The sequence below is a fragment of the Paraburkholderia sp. genome (assembly GCF_036488505.1).
GTDB lineage: Bacteria > Pseudomonadota > Gammaproteobacteria > Burkholderiales > Burkholderiaceae > Paraburkholderia.
Genome location: NZ_DASXHN010000342.1, coordinates 1 through 16,917, shown reverse-complemented (window position 1 = coordinate 16,917; position 16,917 = coordinate 1). Strand labels below are relative to the sequence as shown.

The following is a 16,917-nucleotide window of genomic DNA, read 5'->3' as shown; positions in this document are numbered from 1 at the left end:
GCAACCCGGAGCGCACCCGTACCGGCACCGCATCGGGCAGCAACGGCTGGAGGCGCCGGCGGGCGTTGCGCGCACGCGCGCTGGCCCACCGCGCGGGTCAGCGAACCGGCAGGTCATGCGCGATGCTGGGCCGGACCCTAGAAGCGCGGCAGATCGGGATGAGGCAGCAGCCCGCCGCGCACGTGCATCCTGCCGTATTCGGCGCACCGCGCCCGGGTAGGAATGCCCTTGTCGGGGTTCAGCAGGCCCGGCGCGTCGAACGCGCGCTTGACCGCGTGGAACGCATCGCGCTCCTCGGGTGAAAACTGCACGCACATCGAATTGATCTTTTCGATCCCGACGCCGTGCTCGCCCGTCACCGTGCCGCCGAGTTCGACGCACGCCTCGAGGATGTCGCTGCCGAAGGCCTCGGCGCGATGCCATTCGTCCCGGTCGTTGCCGTTGAAGAGGATCAGCGGATGCATGTTGCCGTCGCCCGCATGGAACACGTTGATGCAGCGCAGTTGGTACTTTTTTTCCATTTCTTCGATGCGCGCGAGCAGCGGCCCGATACTGCGGCGCGGTACCGTGCCGTCCATGCAGTAGTAGTCCGGCGAAATGCGGCCGGCCGCCGGAAACGCGTTCTTGCGCCCGGACCAGAAGCGCAGCCGCTCCGCCTCGGTGCGGGAAATCTGGATGCGCGTCGCGCCGTGTTCGCGCAGCACCGCGGTCATGCGCACGACCTCGTTGGCGACCTCTTCGGGCGTGCCGTCGGACTCGCACAGCAGGATGGCCGCCGCGTCGAGGTCGTAGCCCGCATTGACGAATTCCTCGACCGCGCGCGTGGCCGGCTTGTCCATCATCTCGAGGCCGGCCGGAATGATGCCTGCCGCGATGATGCCGGCGACCGCGTCGCCACCCTTGATGACGTCGTCGAAACTCGCCATGATCACCTGCGCCGTTTGCGGTTTCGGGATCAGCTTGACGGTTACTTCGGTGACGATCGCGAACATGCCCTCGCTGCCGATCATCACCGCGAGCAGATCGAGCCCGGGCGCGTCCGGCGCGAGCGAGCCGAATTCGACCACCTCGCCTTCCATCGTCACCGCGCGTACGCGCAGCACGTTATGCACGGTCAGGCCGTACTTGAGGCAATGCACGCCACCGGAGTTTTCCGACACGTTGCCGCCGATCGTGCAGGCGATCTGCGACGATGGGTCCGGCGCATAGTAGAGACCGTACGGCGCTGCGGCCTCGGAGATCGCAAGGTTGCGCACGCCTGGCTGCACGGTCGCGGTACGCGCATAGGAGTCGACTTCGACGATCTTTCTGAAGCGCGCGAGCGAGACCACCACGCCGTGCTTGATCGGCATGGCGCCGCCGGACAGTCCGGTGCCCGCGCCACGCGGCACAATCGGCACTTCCAGGCGGTGGCAGATCTGCACGATGCGCTGCACCTGCGATTCGGTTTCCGGCAGCGCGACCGCGAGCGGCAGTCGCCGGTAGGCCGCGAGGCCGTCGCAGTCGTACGCGACGGTGTCTTCCTCGCGGTAAAGCAGACAGTGGTTCGGCAATACGGCCATCAGCGCCTGCACGACTTCGCGCTGGCGCTGGGCCAGTACGTCGGCCGACAGTTCAGCGGGTGCGTTCATGTGATTCGTCTCCATCGTGGCTTTCGCCGCTTCGGCTCGCCGGCTCGCCGTTCGAGCCGGCTGTTTGCGGCGCTTGCTTTATCCGATCTGTTCCACGCCGGTTGCTTCGCGCTGCTTTGATTCAGACGCGAGCGGCGCGCAGGCCACCCGACCTGCCGCGGTGCCCGGCTTGCCCGCTATCCGTCACGCCGCCCAGGCGAAGATCTTGCCCGGGTTCATCAGATTGCGCGGATCGAGCGCATGCTTGATCGCGCGCATCGTATCGACCGCGGCGTCGCCGTGCTCTTCGAGCAGGAAACCCATCTTGTGCAGACCGACACCGTGCTCGCCGGTGCAGGTGCCGTCCATGCGCAACGCGCGCTGCACGATGCGACGATTCAGGCGTTCGGCTTCCTCGAGTTCTTCCGGCTTGTCCGGGTCGATCAGGATCGCGACGTGGAAGTTGCCGTCGCCGACATGGCCGACGATCGGGCAGGGCAGCGGCGATGCGTTCAGATCCTGCTCCGTTTCGACCACGCATTCGGCGAGGCGCGAGATCGGCACGCATACGTCGGTCGTGACCGCGCGGCAGCCGGGCTTCAGTTGCAGCATCGCGAAGTAGGCGTTGTGACGCGCATTCCACAGACGGCTGCGGTCTTCCGGCCGGGTCGCCCATTCGAAACCTTCGCCGGCGTTCTGCGCGGCGATGTCCTGCACGAGTTCGGCCTGCTCTTTCACGCCGGCCTCGGTGCCGTGGAATTCGAAGAACAGCGTGGGCGCTTCGCGCAGCGTCAGATTCGAATGGCGATTGATCGAGCGGATCGCGAGCGAGTCGACAAATTCGACCCGCGCGATCGGCACGCCGATCTGGATAGTCTCGATGACCGCGCGCACCGCGTCGCCCATTGACGGAAACGTGCACACAGCGGCCGATACGGCCTCGGGCTGAGGATAGAGGCGCACGGTGATTTCGGTAATCACGCCGAGCGTGCCTTCGGAGCCGACGAAAAGACGCGTGAGGTCATAACCCGCCGACGACTTGCGCGCGCGCGTGCCCGTTTTGATCACGCGGCCATCGGCGAGCACGACCGTCAGGCCGAGCACGTTTTCACGCATCGTGCCGTAGCGCACGGCGTTGGTGCCCGACGCGCGCGTGGCCGACATGCCGCCGATGCTCGCGTCCGCACCCGGATCGATCGGGAAGAACAAGCCGGTGTCGCGCAGTGCTTCATTCAGCTGCTTGCGCGAGATGCCGGGTTCGACGGTCACGGTCAGGTCTTCCGCATTGATCGACAACACCCGGTTCATTGCCGACAGATCGATCGATACGCCGCCTTGCACCGCGAGCAGATGGCCTTCGAGCGACGAGCCGTTGCCATACGGAATGATCGGCACGTCGTACTGTCCGCACAGTTTGACCGCGGTTTGCACGTCTTCGGTGGTGCGGGCGAAGACGACCGCGTCAGGCAGTTGGGGATCGAAAGGGGATTCGTCGCGGCCATGGTGCGCGCGCACGGCTTCGGCCACGGACACGCGTTCGCCGAACGCGGCTTTGAGGTCGTTCAGCAATTCGACGGGAAACGGCCGGCGCAGCGCGGCCGGCGGCACGGGATGGTTCACGCATGTCTCCTTGTCGATCCGGGCAGCGCGACGGACCTGCTCCGATCGATGAAAATAGTTGCTGATATGCCGGGGTGCGGCTTCTTTTGCAGCATGCGCTTCATTCTACGCTGTTCGCCTGCGGGGCGGCATCGGCCGGCTCGTGCTCATATCGTGCTCATATAATGGCGGCGATTTTGCGATGCGTGCAATATGGATAAACGTGGTGGGCATTCGGCCCGGCGCGTTTGATTCGTGCATCGTTACTGAATAGACGGAGACATCATGGGCAATCGCCTGAGCAAGATCGCCACTCGCACTGGTGACGACGGTACCACCGGCCTGGGCGACGGCCGTCGCGTGCGCAAGGACAGCGCGCGCATCGCCGCGATTGGCGAGGTCGACGAACTCAATTCGAATCTTGGCGTGCTGTTGTGCGAGCGCCTGCCCGACGACGTGCGGGCCGCGCTAGTCGCGATTCAGCATGACCTGTTCGATCTGGGCGGCGAATTATGCATTCCCGGTCACACGATGATTACCGACCGGCACCTTGCGCAACTCGACGGCTGGCTCGCCGATTACAACGCGGCATTGACGCCGCTCAAGGAGTTCATTCTGCCCGGCGGCTCGCGCGCAGCCGCGCTTGCGCATGTGTGCCGCACGGTATGCCGTCGCGCTGAACGCGCGATTGTGGCGCTCGGCGAACACGAGGCGATCAACCCGGCGCCCCGTCAGTATGTGAACCGGCTCTCCGACCTGCTGTTCGTGCTTGCGCGCGTGCTTAATCGCGCGGATGGCGGCAGCGATGTGCTGTGGCAGCACGATCGCGGCACCCATTGAAGGCCGGCGCGACTCGCGCGCATGCACATGCGGCGCGCAAGCGTTCACCGATGATCAACCAATCGCGAGCGTCACCGGCTTGCCGATGCGGCTCATCATTTCGACGAGTGTGTCGATCGTGAACTTGGTGGTTTTCTTGTTGACGACGTCAGACACGCGAGGGCGCGACACCATCAGAATTTCGGCGGCTTCGGCCTGCTTCAGATGATGCTGTTCGATCCAGCTGGACAGCTCGGTCATCAGTTGCTCCTTGAGCAGCCGCGTGTCGTTGATCTGCTTTTGCGACGCGGCATGCAGGCGTTGCGCTTCTTCGGCGGAAAAGCCGAGTTGCGCAAACAGATTGCAGCCGGGTTTGCTTACGTGACGGATTTTGGTGTCGATCGTCATTGCCAGGTTTGCCTCTCGTTAATGATGGCGCGATATCGAGTCGCGGCGATCTTTCTGTCTTGCGCGCCGAGCTTCCGCGTTTTCTTCTGGAAACAATGCAGCACGTAAAGCGCTTCGACGTACTTGGTCACATACATCAAGCGGAAAATGCCAGTTTCTTCGTGAATGCGGATTTCCCGCGTTCCCGCACCGATCGACTCAAGCGGTTTCCAGTCGTCAGGATCTAGCCCGGACTGAATCTTGTGCAGCTGAAACCCCGCGAGACGACGTGCTTCGTCGGGAAAGGCGAGCAAATCGCGATAGCTCGAGCCTAGCCAGCGAATTTCTTTCTCCTGCTCTTTTTCATGCCCCATAGCCGCCCTGATGTACAAAATTTTATACGTTGCACCGAACCCGGTCAAGTCGCACAGGACCGGGCAACCAGCTGTTACGGTACAGAGGCGGAGTTCGAAGCACCATTCGTCCGAATGGCCGATAAAAAACCCGGTTAGAAATCGAACCAGGCTTTCTACAGAGGGCTGACGGGCAGCCGTATCAGCGCGGGACGAGCAATTCAGTTACCGCTGCCGCGCGCGACGCGACGCTGCTTGACTGCATCGGCAAGACCTTCGAGCACGGCCACGCTTTCGTCCCAGCCGATGCACCCATCGGTAATGCTCTGGCCGTAAGTCAGCGCGCAACCTTCCTGCAAATCCTGGCGGCCCGCAACGAGGTGCGATTCCACCATCACGCCGACGATCCGCTCATCGCCGGAGCCGATCTGGCGAGCAATGTCCGCGCACACCGGAATCTGGTTGTCGTGCTTCTTGGAGCTGTTCGCATGGCTCGCGTCGATCATCAGGCGCGCGGCGAGACCTGCCTTGCCGATGTCGGCGCAGGCGGCGTTGACGCTATCGGCGTCGTAGTTCGGCGTCTTGCCGCCGCGCAGGATCACGTGGCAATCCTCGTTGCCCGCCGTCGACACGATCGCCGAGTGGCCGCCCTTCGTGACCGACAGGAAATGGTGCGGCTGCGAGGCTGCCTTGATCGCGTCGACGGCAATCTTGACGTTGCCGTCCGTGCCGTTCTTGAAGCCGACCGGGCACGACAGTCCCGACGCCAGTTCGCGGTGCACCTGCGACTCGGTGGTGCGCGCGCCGATCGCGCCCCACGAAATCAGGTCCGCGATGTACTGCGGGCTGATCATGTCGAGATATTCGGTGCCGGCCGGCAGGCCCAGTTCGTTGATGCGCAACAGCAACTCGCGCGCGGTGCGCAGGCCTTCGTTGATCTTGAAGCTGTTGTCCAGATGCGGATCGTTGATGAGGCCTTTCCAGCCCACCGTGGTACGCGGCTTTTCGAAGTACACGCGCATCACGACTTCGAGCTCTCCCGCGAAGCGCTTGCGCTGCTCGACCAGCCGGCCGGCGTATTCGAGCGCGGCCTTGGTGTCGTGAATCGAGCACGGTCCGACGATCACGATCAGACGGTCGTCCATGCCGTGCAGAATGCGATGCATTGCATTGCGCGCGTCATAGATCACGTTGGACACGGTCTCGTCGCAGGCGAATTCGCGAATCAGGTGAGCGGGCGGCGTAAGTTCTTTCAATTCGCGGATGCGGACATCGTCGGTGTTGTGCGGGGGCATGTTGTTTTCTCCTGAATCGGTTGTAGCGTGTTCGCGCGGGCAGCGGAGGTTGCGATCAAACAGCGATGCCAGAGCGGACGGCACTCAAAAAATAGTCGACGGCGAAAGCTGCGGCCGCGGTTGCAAAGCGGATTTCAAAAACGTGACGCGAAAAAAAACCGCCAGGCTGGGCTGGCGGTTTTTCGGGAATTCTTGGTGTCCTGCGTGCACTAACACCCCTCTCGATCCGCCAGCGGTCTGAGATGCCAAAAAAAGTAAAAGTAAAACTTGGCGGACATGGCGGAATGAAATGCGTCGGTGGTTAAAAACGGTGGTTGAGTTTATAACCCGGTACAGGCTCGGCTGACAAGCGGGACGGCGCAAAAACGCGGCAAATCCGCACGTTCCGTGCGCTTCGCGCACGAAACGTGCATTCGTGGCTCGCTCACGCCGTGCCGCCCACCGTCATCCGCTCGATGCGCAGCGTCGGCTGACCGACGCCGACCGGCACGCTCTGGCCTTCCTTGCCGCACACACCGACGCCCGAATCGAGCTTCATGTCGTTGCCGATCATCGTCACGTATTTGAGCGACTCCGGGCCGCTGCCGATCAGCGTCGCGCCCTTGACCGGATAGGTGATCTTGCCGTTTTCGATCATGTACGCCTCGGAAGCCGAGAACACGAACTTGCCGTTCGTAATGTCGACCTGACCGCCGCCGAAGTTCACCGCGTAGAGGCCGTTCTTCACGGACGCGAGAATTTCCTGCGGATCCTTGTCGCCGTTGAGCATGTAGGTGTTGGTCATACGCGGCATGGGCAGTGCCGCGTATGATTCGCGCCGTGCGTTGCCGGTGACGGGCATCTTCATCAGACGCGCGTTCAGCGTGTCCTGGATATAGCCCTTCAGGATGCCGTCTTCGATCAGCGTCGTGCACTGCGTCGGGTTGCCCTCGTCGTCGATGTTCAGCGAGCCGCGGCGGTTCGGCAGCGTGCCGTCGTCGACCACGGTGACGCCTTTCGCGGCGACCTGCTCGCCGATGCGTCCCGCGAACGCCGACGAGCCCTTGCGGTTGAAGTCGCCCTCGAGGCCGTGGCCGATCGCTTCGTGCAGCAGCACGCCGGGCCAGCCGGGGCCGAGCACGACGGTCATCGCGCCGGCCGGTGCCGGGCGCGCTTCGAGATTCACCAGCGCCGCGTGCACCGCGTCGTCGACGTAGCGCGACAGCACTTCGTCGGTGAAATAGCCGTAGTCGAAACGGCCGCCGCCACCGCCGCTGCCGATCTCGCGGCGGCCGTTCTGCTCGGCGATCACCGTGACCGACACGCGCACGAGCGGCCGGATGTCCGCCGCGAAGCCGCCGTCGCTGCGTGCGACCAGCACCACGTCGTATTCGCCGGCGAGGCCGGCCATCACTTGCTGGATGCGCGGGTCGCGGCCGCGCGCCATCTGCTCGATGCGCTCGAGCAGCTTGACCTTGGCGGTCGCGTCGAGCGAATGCAGCGGATCGGACGGCAGGTACAGATCGCGCCCGGCGATGCCGGTCAACGACGAAGCGACCTTGATCTTTTGCTTGCCGCCGCCGGCTTTCGCGATCGCACGGGTCGCGATGGCCGCCTGGCGGATCGCCTCGGGCGACAGGTCGTCCGAGTACGCGAATGCGGTGCGCTCGCCGGATACCGCGCGCACCCCGACGCCCTGATCGATACTGAAGCTGCCCGATTTCACGATGCCTTCCTCAAGGCTCCACGCTTCGCTGCGGGTCGCCTGAAAGTACAGGTCGGCGTAGTCGACGCGGTGCGTGAAGATTTCTGCGAGCGTGCGCGTGAGCAGCGACTCGTCCAGACCGTAGGGCGTGAGGAGGATGTCCTTGGCGGCGGCGAGATTACGGATACCGGGTTCGATGATGTTCATGCGAAGTATGTTCTGCTCGATACGAAGGGGTGGGGTGGCGCCTGAGCCGCTATATGCGTGACAGGCGCCGCAGTTTCAATGTCGATGCGGGCGTCAGTCGAGCACGCGATGACGCCACGCGGGCAGGCTCTGCCGCACTTCGTCGATGCGCGCGCGCTCGATGTTGCCGGCGACCACGCCAGCGCCTTCGTCGCGCACCGCGACGATTTCGCCCCACGGGTCGATCAGCATGCTGTGGCCCCACGTGCGGCGGCCGTTTTCATGTTTGCCGCCTTGCGCCGCGGCGAGCACGTAGCACTGGTTTTCGATCGCGCGGGCGCGCAGCAGTAGCTCCCAGTGCGCGCGGCCCGTCGTGTAGGTAAATGCCGACGGCACCACGATCAGCGCGCAGTCGCCCATGCGCCGGTACAGCTCCGGGAAGCGCAGATCGTAGCAGACCGACAGGCCGACCCGGCCGAACGGCGCGTCGAAGCCGCGCACCTCCGTGCCGGGACGAATCGTGCGCGCTTCGTCGAACGATTCTTCGCCTTTCTCGAAATTGAACAGATGGATCTTGTCGTAGCGGGCGGCCTCGTTGCCGTCAGGGTCGAACACGAGCGTCGTGTTCAGTACCCGCGATGCTTCCGGCGCGGTCAGCGGCAAGGTGCCGCCGATGATCCAAAGGCGATGGCGGCGCGCGGCGTCGGCGAGAAAGCGCTGGATCGGGCCGTCCCGGTAAGGCTCGCGCACGGCGAGCTTGTCCGTGTCCTTGAAGCCCATGAAGCAGAAATATTCGGGCAGCAGCACGAGATGCGCGCCGTCGGCCGCGGCTTCGCCGATCAGGCGCTCGGCGTCGGCCAGGTTGCGCTCGCGATCGGGCGTGCTGACCATCTGCAGCGCGGCAACCCGGAACGGGCTGCCGGCGGGGCCGCTCGATGCCGCGGCAATGGAGGAAGAGATGTGTGTTTCGCTCATGAGCGTATCGAAGGACTCCCGGCAGGGCGGCGGTGCGAAGCGCACGCCGCTTGGGTCGTTCAGGGCTGGCGCGGCGGCCGTTGACGCGCCGGAACCGGCCATGCAGCCAGCGAAATCAGTGCGCTTCCACGGTCGAAGCGGGAGCGTCCATCTTACCCCGTTCGGTGGTGACCCGCTCGACGTGCGGCCTTGTCCACGAGCCGGTGATGCTGTACTCGCGCGCGAACACATGCGACACCGAATGCGAAAACGCCAGGTCGGCAATCAGCGCGCCGAGGCCGAAAAGCGGATTGACAACCGTCGCCGCGATCACCGCTGCGCCAGCGCTAATGGTCGGCACCACATGCAGATGCATGTCTTGCGTCTTCTGCGCGATGTCGACCGACCCCCTCATCTCGGCACGCGCCGGCGCGGTCACCATCCTGAAGTTGTCGGTGCGGGCGATGCCGTTATGAATCTCCGCGGTGCCCGTCACGCTGGAAAACGGCAGTCCCTCGCCGATCACGTCGCGGAAGTCGAGCGTTGCGATGCGCGCAAGGCTTTGCAGGCTCAGCACGCCCAGCAGTGTCGCGACGCCCGGATCGACCTTGAGGATCTGGCCGTGATGCAGATCCAGCGCGAGATTGCCGTTGAGCGTCGTGTAATCGATCGTGGTCGGGCCGCCTTGCCACGCCACCTTGCCCGCGAGCGAGCCACTGCCGTTCTTTAGCGTCCTCGCGAGGCCGAAGCGTTCGAGCAGCGCGCCGGCATCCTTGACGTCGAGCTTGAAATCGAACACGGTGCGGCGCGGCGTGTTTTGATCCGCTGCATTGTCGAGCCAGGTCGACGTGCGCCAGTTCGCGGTGGCGCTCAGCGTGGCCGCGGGGTTCGTCACGTCGAGCTTGTCGAGCTGCCAGACCGGCACGCCGTTTTCCTCGAAATTATGCGCATTGACCTCGAGCCGGCCGATGTTGCGCTCGCGCAAGATCAGTTCGTCCACGACCAGATCGATCGACGGCATGTTGAGCGCCGGCGTGGAGATCACCGGGCCGAGCATGTCCTTGTCCTCGACCGATGGAATCACCACGCGCGCAAAGCGCGCCTCCAGTTTGCCGGGCGACTGGCGGGTCGCGCCCGGCAGCCACGACACGTGGCCCGATACCTGGTTCGACGCGATGTTCGCTTGCCAGGTGCGATCCATGCGCGACGCGCCGACGATCACGTTGTCCCAGTGACGCTTGAACAGCGTCAGCGTGTCGATGTGCAGCGCAAAGCGGTTCGGCAGGAACTGCGTGACGGCGGGGTTAGGCGCGGCCGCTCGCGAGACGGTGGCGGTAGTGTCAGCTGCGCCGGTCGCGCCGTTGGCGCCGTTGGCCCCGGCCCGCAGCTGCGAGGCGAGCGCGCGCCATGCATCGGCGTCGAACGCCTTCAGGTCGACCACCGCGACCACACCGTCGGACGGCAGGTCCGCAGGCCGGTTGACGCCAATCGCGCCGCGCACGACCTGCGGCGGCGTATTCGGCTGCAGTTTCGGCTGATAGCGCAGTACATACGTGGCCGCGGCCGGTCCGAACGTCAGGTCGAGCCGCTCCAGACCGGCTTCGCCGGGCGCGGTCGCGGGGTTCACTGCGAAGTGCAGCGGCATCGGCGTGCCGAGCGGTTTCTTGAACGGCGCCGGGAAGTCGAGCGCAAGGCCCGTCAGATCGGAATTCGCGCTGACTTCCGGCAAGCTGCCGCGCGCGCCGCTGATGTTGAGCGCGTACGGCGCGCTGCCGCTCATATGCGCGAGCACCTGCGCGGCCGGGCCATGCAGATCAAGGCCGCGCGCCGCATCGACGGCGATATGGCCGCCGAGCGCCAGCGCATACGTGCCGTCCTGGCGCAGGCCGCCGTTCGCGTGCACGTCGCCGCCGAGGAACTGCGCGGAGAGCCGGTCGAGCTGAGCCGTGTGTTCAGTAAAGCGCACGCGGCCGTTCAGCTGCGACAGTGGCGGCACGTGGTTCGCGCTCAGCCGGTTGTTTTCGAAGCCGACCGTGCCCTCCACGCCGACATGCGGCTTCGGCGTGCGCGGGATCGTCAGCCTGAGCGCGAGCGACGCGGGCCCTTCAGCGCGGATCTGCTCGGTGCGGTGCCGCGCCATGATGCCGAGAGAGCTGCCGTTCACATAGTCGAGCATGTCGGCGAGCGGCCCGCGCGCGTTGCCCTGGATGGTCAGGTTCGAGCCCTTCGTGCCGAGGTCGGCGATCGTGCCGGTTACGCCACTCAGCGCAATGCGCTTGTAACGCCCGCGGTCGATATCGAAGCGCAGCACGTTCTGCTTGAGCTCGAACATCCCATCGATGCCGTCGAGTGCCGGCCATACGTTAGGTGCGCCGTTGCGCATTCTGCGCGGCGGATACGGCGTCGGGTCGAACCTGCCACCGGTGAACGGCGCGACGATACGGAACAGGCCTGCGTCGGGGTCGCGCGCGTACGGGAACTTGGTCAGATCGCCATGCACCTCGATCTTGCCGCCGCGCGAGACGCCCGCTTGCAACGCGTGGCCGAGGTAGATGCGCAACTTTTCGGTGACCGCGGTCGGCAGATAGCGAGCGATGCGCGTCACCTGCGCGCGCTGGAAGTTGGCTTCGAGGTCGAGCGAGCCGCGGCCATGGCCCGGGTTGCTGTAGTCCGCGGTCGCGGTGGCCGCGACGTCGGCGTTCGACACGCTGATATCGGCCAGCTTGACCGCGAAGCCCGGGCGAACGGCGCCGGGCTCTTTCGGCAGCATCGTCCAGTTCGCGCGGCCGCGCAAACGGTCGAGCTTCAGACGCGGATCGTCGAACACGCCCGGCAGCGTGATCGCCACATTCGACGTATCGAGGACCGCGTTGCCGCCTTTTTCGTCGGCATCGACGCGGCCCCACAGATTTTCGATGCCGGGTAGGCCGGCACGCGGATGACCCCGCGGCGTGAGCCCCGGTCCCGGCTCCTGCGCGGCGAAGCTGATGCCCTGCAGATCGCCCTTGAAGTGATAACGCTCGATCGGCTCCGCGCCGCCCGGCCGGCGGTCGCTGCCGGCTTTGCCGGATTCCGGCTTGCCGCGCTCCACCTCGATCAGATAGTCCGACACCAGCCCGCGCGGATTGATACGCACCAGCTCATTCAGGAAACGCCGTGGCAGCGGCAGCGCGCGGCTAAATTCAGCGAGGATGCCGAGATCGACGCGATCGCCGCTCACGCTCAGGAATTGCCCGTGTTGTTGCGACGCGGTCCGGTAGCGCCCGGTCAGCGTCTGGAAGGTCAGGCTGCGGGTGAGCGGCGTGCCGTCCTCGAGCGGCGGCTGGCCGAGTTCGGCGCGCAGGTCGGTGAGTTGCAGTGTGTAGCCGCCTTCGCTTGCTTCGACGCGCCACCGGAAATGGGCGATCGGCATCAGCAGCTTCGGCTGCGTCGGGCGCACGCGCAACGCGACGTCGGTGCCGTTCAGCTGGCCGTCCGCGCTGGTCATGCGGCCTTCGGTGAAGTCGATCCAGATCGCATTGTCGATGCGGCCGGCGAACGTCTCGATCGGAAATTTGACGTAGCGCGCGAGCGCCGGCAGATCGACCGTGCCCGTCGATATATACGCCTGGCCGGTCCAGTTGATTGGCTTGCCGATCGCGGAGAGCGGCGCGTGCCGGAAATGTGTGCGGAAATCGAGGGGCTGGTGCAGCAACTGGCCGTCGGGCGGCGCCTGCAGCGCCATGCGGTGATCGTAGCCGTCGTTGAGGATCGCGATGCGGATGTCGCGCAGTGCGAGCTCGGGCGCATTGCGCGTCGCGTCGTGCCAGCGCAGCACGCCGCCGCGCACGACGATGGCCTGCTGGCGCAACAGCCAGGTGGACAGTGTGTCGTTGCCGCTATGGCGCGTCGGTACCGGCACGCCCGCCACCCACAGCACGCCGTCCTCGCTGCGCGAGACCAGCACGTCCGGCTGATCGACGATCAGGCTCGACAGCGCCGGGCGAAACTGCCACAGCGAGTGCCACGACACCGTCGCGGTGGCATGCGGAATCGTCAGCGCCGGGTTGCCGTCGCCATCGCGGATCACGAGGTTGGTTACGTCGAGACCAGGCTGGAAGCCACTCCAGTGCGGCGCCAGCCGGCCGATGGTGAACTGTGTGTGAAGTTTTTCGGAGACCGCGGCTTCGATGCGCGGCCGGAACGTGTCGATACGCGGCAACACCACGTAGCGCAAGCCCAGAAACAATGCCGTTGCGATGAAATAGAGAGTCAGCGCGAGCGTGACGAGCACGCGCAGGGTCCGGCGCAGCACGACGTGGTCGCTTGCGCTCACATGCCGGGCCAGCTCCTGTTCGTGCGGGTCGGCGGGGTCGTTTCGCTCGGACATGCGGCGGCGGCTGGGCGTATGGTAGTTTTGCGAATTAACGACGAAATGTAACACACGGAAAAGCGTCGGCGGACCTCCTGCAAACCCTGTCCGCATGCCGCCTCGCGGCCGGTCAGCGTGATCCGGCAAGGCCCGCGGCGCGCTCTTTTGCGCACCGTTTGCACGCTGCCGATGCGCAACGAAACGACATCGGAACAACACCCTACGACGCGACTCAAGCAACGAGCGAGCCCGATTTTCAATGACCGACGCCACCCTTCTGAGTTCCAGCTATTCCCATTACGCCGCGCGCGCCGCCGCGGCCCGTCCGCAACTGGTCGCGCAGGTCGGCGCGCTGGCCGCCGCGCCGCTCACGCGCGAGCGTATCGACGCCCGTCTCGATGCGTTATGCGCGGAGGCTGGCGCTCAGCCCGGCGCGCCGTCGAACGAAGAGGCGCTCAAGCGCGCGCTGCGCCAGTTGCGCACCGAGGTGTTCTGCGCGGTGATGGAGCGGGACTTGGCCGGCGAGGCGGATATCGCCGAAGTGACCGGCGCGATGACCGATCTCGCGGAAACGACGATCCAGCGCGCGCTGACGGTGTTGAGCGCCGAGCTCGAAGCGCTCTACGGCGAGCCGCGCGGCCCGCAGGGCGAACGGCTCACGCTCGGCGTGGTCGGCATGGGCAAGCTCGGCGGGCGCGAGCTGAACGTGTCGTCGGATATCGACCTGATCTTCATCTACGAAGACGACGGCGAAACCGCCGGCGGACAGCGCTCGCCATTGCCGACCCAGGAGTTCTTCACCCGCCTGGGCAAGCGGCTGATCGGCGCGCTTGCCGAAGTGACCGCCGATGGCTACGTGTTCCGCGTCGACATGCGGCTGCGGCCGAACGGGGATTCGGGGCCGCTCGTCTGCAGCCTCGGCATGCTCGAAGAGTACTTCTACGTGCAGGGCCGCGAGTGGGAGCGCTATGCGTGGATCAAGGGACGGCTCGTGTCGGAAGGCGACAGCGCTCAGGCGCGGCGGCTGCACAAGCAGCTCGACGCGATCGTCACGCCGTTCGTCTACCGGCGCTATCTCGACTTCGGCGTGATCAGCGCGATTCGCGCACTGCATTTGCAGATTCGCCAGGAAGCGCAGCGCCGCGCATCGATGCGGCCCGACAAGGCCGACGACATCAAGCTCGGGCGCGGCGGCATCCGCGAGATCGAATTCAGCGCTCAGGTGTTCCAGCTGATTCGCGGTGGCCAGGACGCGGGCTTTCGCGTGCGGCCGACGCTCGCGGTGCTGCGCCATGCAGCCACGCATGGGCTGATGGATGCGTCGGTGTGTCTGAAACTGTCGCACGCATACCGTTTCTTGCGCGAGCTCGAACACCGTCTGCAGTACCGCAACGATGCGCAGACTCACGCGATGCCGGTCGACCCCGAGGACCGCGCGGCGCTCGCGCGCACGATGGGCTGTGACGACTACGCGGCACTGATGACGAAGCTCGACGCGCATCGCGAATTCGTCGAACAGCAGTTCGACCAGATTTTCGCCGACAAGGTGGGCGGCCGCGATGGCTGCGCCGTGCCCGAGGACGGCGCGGCCGCGTGGGTGTGGAGCAGCGCGCTCGCCGACGACAGCGCCGAGGACGCGTTGCGCGCGCGCCTGATCGAACTCGGCGTCGCCGAACCGGGCGATCTGCTCGCGCGCCTGCAGGCGGTGTGGCGTTCGTCGCGCTACCTGGGCCTCGCCGAGCGCAGCCGGCAGCGTTTCGACATCGTCGCGCAGCGTGCGCTCGAAGCCGCGCGCACGCTCGAGCCGGCGGCGCGGCGCGGCGATACGCTCGCGCGCCTGTTCGATCTGCTCGAGGCGGTGAGCCGGCGCGGCGCGTACCTCGCGTTGCTGACCGAATATCCGCAGGCGCTGCACCAGGTGCTGTCGGTGCTGGGCGGCTCGCGCTGGGCGGCCGGCTATCTGATCCGCCATCCGCAACTGCTCGACGAATTGCTCGACGGCGAGGTGATCAACAGCCCGTTCGACTGGCCGGAATTCAAGCGTACGCTGCGTCTGCGGCTGGCTGCCGCGGACGGTGTCGAGCAGCAGATGGATCTGCTGCGCCATGCGCACCAGGCCGAGGTGTTTCGCATTCTGCTGATCGATCTGGCCGGCAAGCTAAGCGTCGAGCACGTCAGCGACCGGCTGTCCGAGCTCGCCGACGCGGTGCTCGACGTCACGCTCGAAGCCGTGTGGAAGCAGTTGTCCAAACGTCATCGCGACGCGCCGCGCTTCGCGGTGATCGCGTACGGCAAGCTCGGCGGCAAGGAGCTCGGCTATGCGTCGGATCTCGATCTGATCTTCCTCTACGACGACCCGAGCGATGCCGCCGCCGATGTCTACGCCACCTACGCGCGGCGGCTGATCAGCTGGCTCACCACCGCGACCGGCGCCGGCACGTTGTTCGATATCGATTTGCGTCTGCGGCCGAACGGCGAGTCCGGCCTGCTCGTTACCAGTCTCGACGCATTTCGCCGCTATCAGCTGCGCGAGGGCGACGCGGCGAACACCGCGTGGGTGTGGGAGCACCAGGCGCTGACGCGCGCGCGTTACTGCGCGGGCGACGCCGAGATCGGCGCGAAGTTCGAGGCGATCCGCGAACAGGTGCTGACGACGCCGCGCGAAGCGGCGCCGCTCGCCAGCGAGATCGTCGAGATGCGCACGCGCGTCGAGGCGGGGCACCCGAACCATACGCCGCAGCTATTCGATCTGAAGCACGACCGCGGCGGTATGGTCGATATCGAGTTCACGGTGCAGTACTGGGTGCTGCTGCATGCGGCAAGCGATCCCGAACTGATCCGCAATACCGGCAATATCGCGCTGCTGCGCGAGGTGTCGCGTTTCGGGTTGATGAGCGAGGCCGAAGCGGAGACGGTCGGCGCCGCGTATCGCCGGTATCGCAAGTTGCAACACACGCTGCGGCTGGACGGGATGGAGAAGGCGCGGGTCGATCCATCGCTCGTGAGTTCCGAGCGCAATGCGGTGTTGGGGTTGTGGAAGCGGGTGTTTGGCTAAGGTGCTGAAGCACTGCTTGCGGCGCCGCCAGGTGGCCGGGATCGCTATCACATCCCGGCCATTTGTTCGAGCCGCGCGAAAGTCGATGCGCGGCGCACGCTAGGCCGCCAGCATTTCCTTTGCATGCTTGCGCGTGGTCGCCGTGATTTCAAGACCGCCGAGCATTCGCGCGACTTCCTCGATGCGGCTGGTCTTGTCGAGCGAGGTCACGCTGCTGAGCGTACCGCCGTTGCCGTTGCTGGTCTTCGCCACCTGGAAGTGGTGATCGCCGCGCGCGGCAACCTGCGGCAGGTGGGTCACGCACAGCACCTGACGCGCTTCGCCGAGCTGATGCAACAGCCGCCCGACCACTTCGGCGACCGCGCCGCCGATGCCGGTGTCCACTTCGTCGAAGATCAAGGTCGGCGTCGGACTGGCCGCGCTCGCGATCACCGCCAGCGCGAGACTGATGCGCGCGAGTTCGCCGCCCGACGCAACTTTCGCGAGCGGCCGCAACGGCACACCGGCGTGACCGGCGACGCGAAATTCGATCTGCTCGAGCCCGTGCGCGCCGCCTTCGGGCAGCGGCACCAGCGCCACTTCGAAGCTGCCGCCTTTCATCGACAGTTCCTGCATGCCGGTCGT

General features: G+C 65.7%; 9 protein-coding genes and 2 pseudogenes. 2 read left to right on the top strand and 9 right to left on the bottom strand.

All coding sequences use genetic code 11. The features are described from left to right. Positions 1-137 precede the first annotated feature (137 nt). A complete protein-coding gene (locus tag VGH68_RS20100; RefSeq protein WP_331605437.1) occupies positions 138-1,631 on the bottom strand; it encodes an FAD-linked oxidase C-terminal domain-containing protein in 1,494 nt (497 codons plus the stop codon). Positions 1,632-1,814: 183 nt separating this feature from the next. Continuing rightward, positions 1,815-3,230, bottom strand: coding sequence for an FAD-linked oxidase C-terminal domain-containing protein (locus tag VGH68_RS20095; protein ID WP_331605436.1), 1,416 nt, complete (start codon positions 3,228-3,230; stop codon positions 1,815-1,817). Positions 3,231-3,494: 264 nt separating this feature from the next. Here VGH68_RS20095 and VGH68_RS20090 point away from each other — a divergent pair, with 264 nt between their 5' ends. Then, on the top strand, positions 3,495-4,049 hold the full coding sequence (locus tag VGH68_RS20090) for a cob(I)yrinic acid a,c-diamide adenosyltransferase (protein ID WP_331605435.1): 555 nt from the start codon (positions 3,495-3,497) through the stop codon (positions 4,047-4,049). 54 nt (positions 4,050-4,103) lie between these two features. Here the strand turns inward: VGH68_RS20090 and VGH68_RS20085 are convergent, their stop codons facing one another. From VGH68_RS20085 to VGH68_RS20060, 6 genes are all read right to left on the bottom strand, one after another. Beyond that, the gene (locus VGH68_RS20085) at positions 4,104-4,436 is read right to left on the bottom strand and encodes a helix-turn-helix domain-containing protein (RefSeq protein ID WP_331605434.1); all 333 of its coding nucleotides are present in this window, start codon (positions 4,434-4,436) and stop codon (positions 4,104-4,106) included. Beyond that, positions 4,433-4,789, bottom strand: coding sequence for a type II toxin-antitoxin system RelE/ParE family toxin (locus VGH68_RS20080; RefSeq protein WP_331605433.1), 357 nt, complete (start codon positions 4,787-4,789; stop codon positions 4,433-4,435). Before VGH68_RS20080 ends, VGH68_RS20085 begins: the two co-directional genes overlap by 4 nt. A gap of 200 nt (positions 4,790-4,989) precedes the next feature. Then, positions 4,990-6,063, bottom strand: a complete 1,074-nt coding sequence (gene aroG, locus VGH68_RS20075) for a 3-deoxy-7-phosphoheptulonate synthase AroG (protein WP_331605432.1) — start codon at positions 6,061-6,063, stop codon at positions 4,990-4,992. Between the two features lie 424 nt (positions 6,064-6,487). Next, positions 6,488-7,954, bottom strand: coding sequence for a metalloprotease TldD (gene tldD / locus VGH68_RS20070; protein ID WP_331605431.1), 1,467 nt, complete (start codon positions 7,952-7,954; stop codon positions 6,488-6,490). A 93-nt stretch (positions 7,955-8,047) separates the two neighbouring features. Further along, positions 8,048-8,908 carry a carbon-nitrogen hydrolase family protein gene (locus VGH68_RS20065; RefSeq protein WP_331605430.1) on the bottom strand — a complete coding sequence of 287 codons (861 nt, stop codon included), beginning with the start codon at positions 8,906-8,908 and terminating at the stop codon, positions 8,048-8,050. 115 nt (positions 8,909-9,023) lie between these two features. Then, complete coding sequence (locus VGH68_RS20060; protein WP_331605429.1) at positions 9,024-13,256, bottom strand: YhdP family protein; 4,233 nt, start codon at positions 13,254-13,256, stop codon at positions 9,024-9,026. 205 nt (positions 13,257-13,461) lie between these two features. On the opposite strand from VGH68_RS20060, the pseudogene glnE reads away from it, so the two are divergent. Next, positions 13,462-16,293: pseudogene (gene glnE / locus VGH68_RS20055) on the top strand (bifunctional [glutamate--ammonia ligase]-adenylyl-L-tyrosine phosphorylase/[glutamate--ammonia-ligase] adenylyltransferase); the annotation flags it as partial. Positions 16,294-16,392: 99 nt separating this feature from the next. Here glnE and VGH68_RS20050 read toward each other — a convergent pair. Then, positions 16,393-16,917: pseudogene (locus VGH68_RS20050) on the bottom strand (DNA repair protein RecN); the annotation flags it as partial.

What these genes read in the sequence shown, in the direction of transcription:
- tldD (WP_331605431.1), bottom strand. Translation starts at nt 7,954, where the DNA reads ATGAACATCATCGAACCCGGTATCCGTAATCTCGCCGCCGCCAAGGAC.
- VGH68_RS20060 (WP_331605429.1), bottom strand. Translation starts at nt 13,256, where the DNA reads ATGTCCGAGCGAAACGACCCCGCCGACCCGCACGAACAGGAGCTGGCC.
- VGH68_RS20065 (WP_331605430.1), bottom strand. Translation starts at nt 8,908, where the DNA reads ATGAGCGAAACACACATCTCTTCCTCCATTGCCGCGGCATCGAGCGGC.
- VGH68_RS20085 (WP_331605434.1), bottom strand. Translation starts at nt 4,436, where the DNA reads ATGACGATCGACACCAAAATCCGTCACGTAAGCAAACCCGGCTGCAAT.
- aroG (WP_331605432.1), bottom strand. Translation starts at nt 6,063, where the DNA reads ATGCCCCCGCACAACACCGACGATGTCCGCATCCGCGAATTGAAAGAA.
- VGH68_RS20100 (WP_331605437.1), bottom strand. Translation starts at nt 1,631, where the DNA reads ATGAACGCACCCGCTGAACTGTCGGCCGACGTACTGGCCCAGCGCCAG.
- VGH68_RS20090 (WP_331605435.1), top strand. Translation starts at nt 3,495, where the DNA reads ATGGGCAATCGCCTGAGCAAGATCGCCACTCGCACTGGTGACGACGGT.
- VGH68_RS20080 (WP_331605433.1), bottom strand. Translation starts at nt 4,789, where the DNA reads ATGGGGCATGAAAAAGAGCAGGAGAAAGAAATTCGCTGGCTAGGCTCG.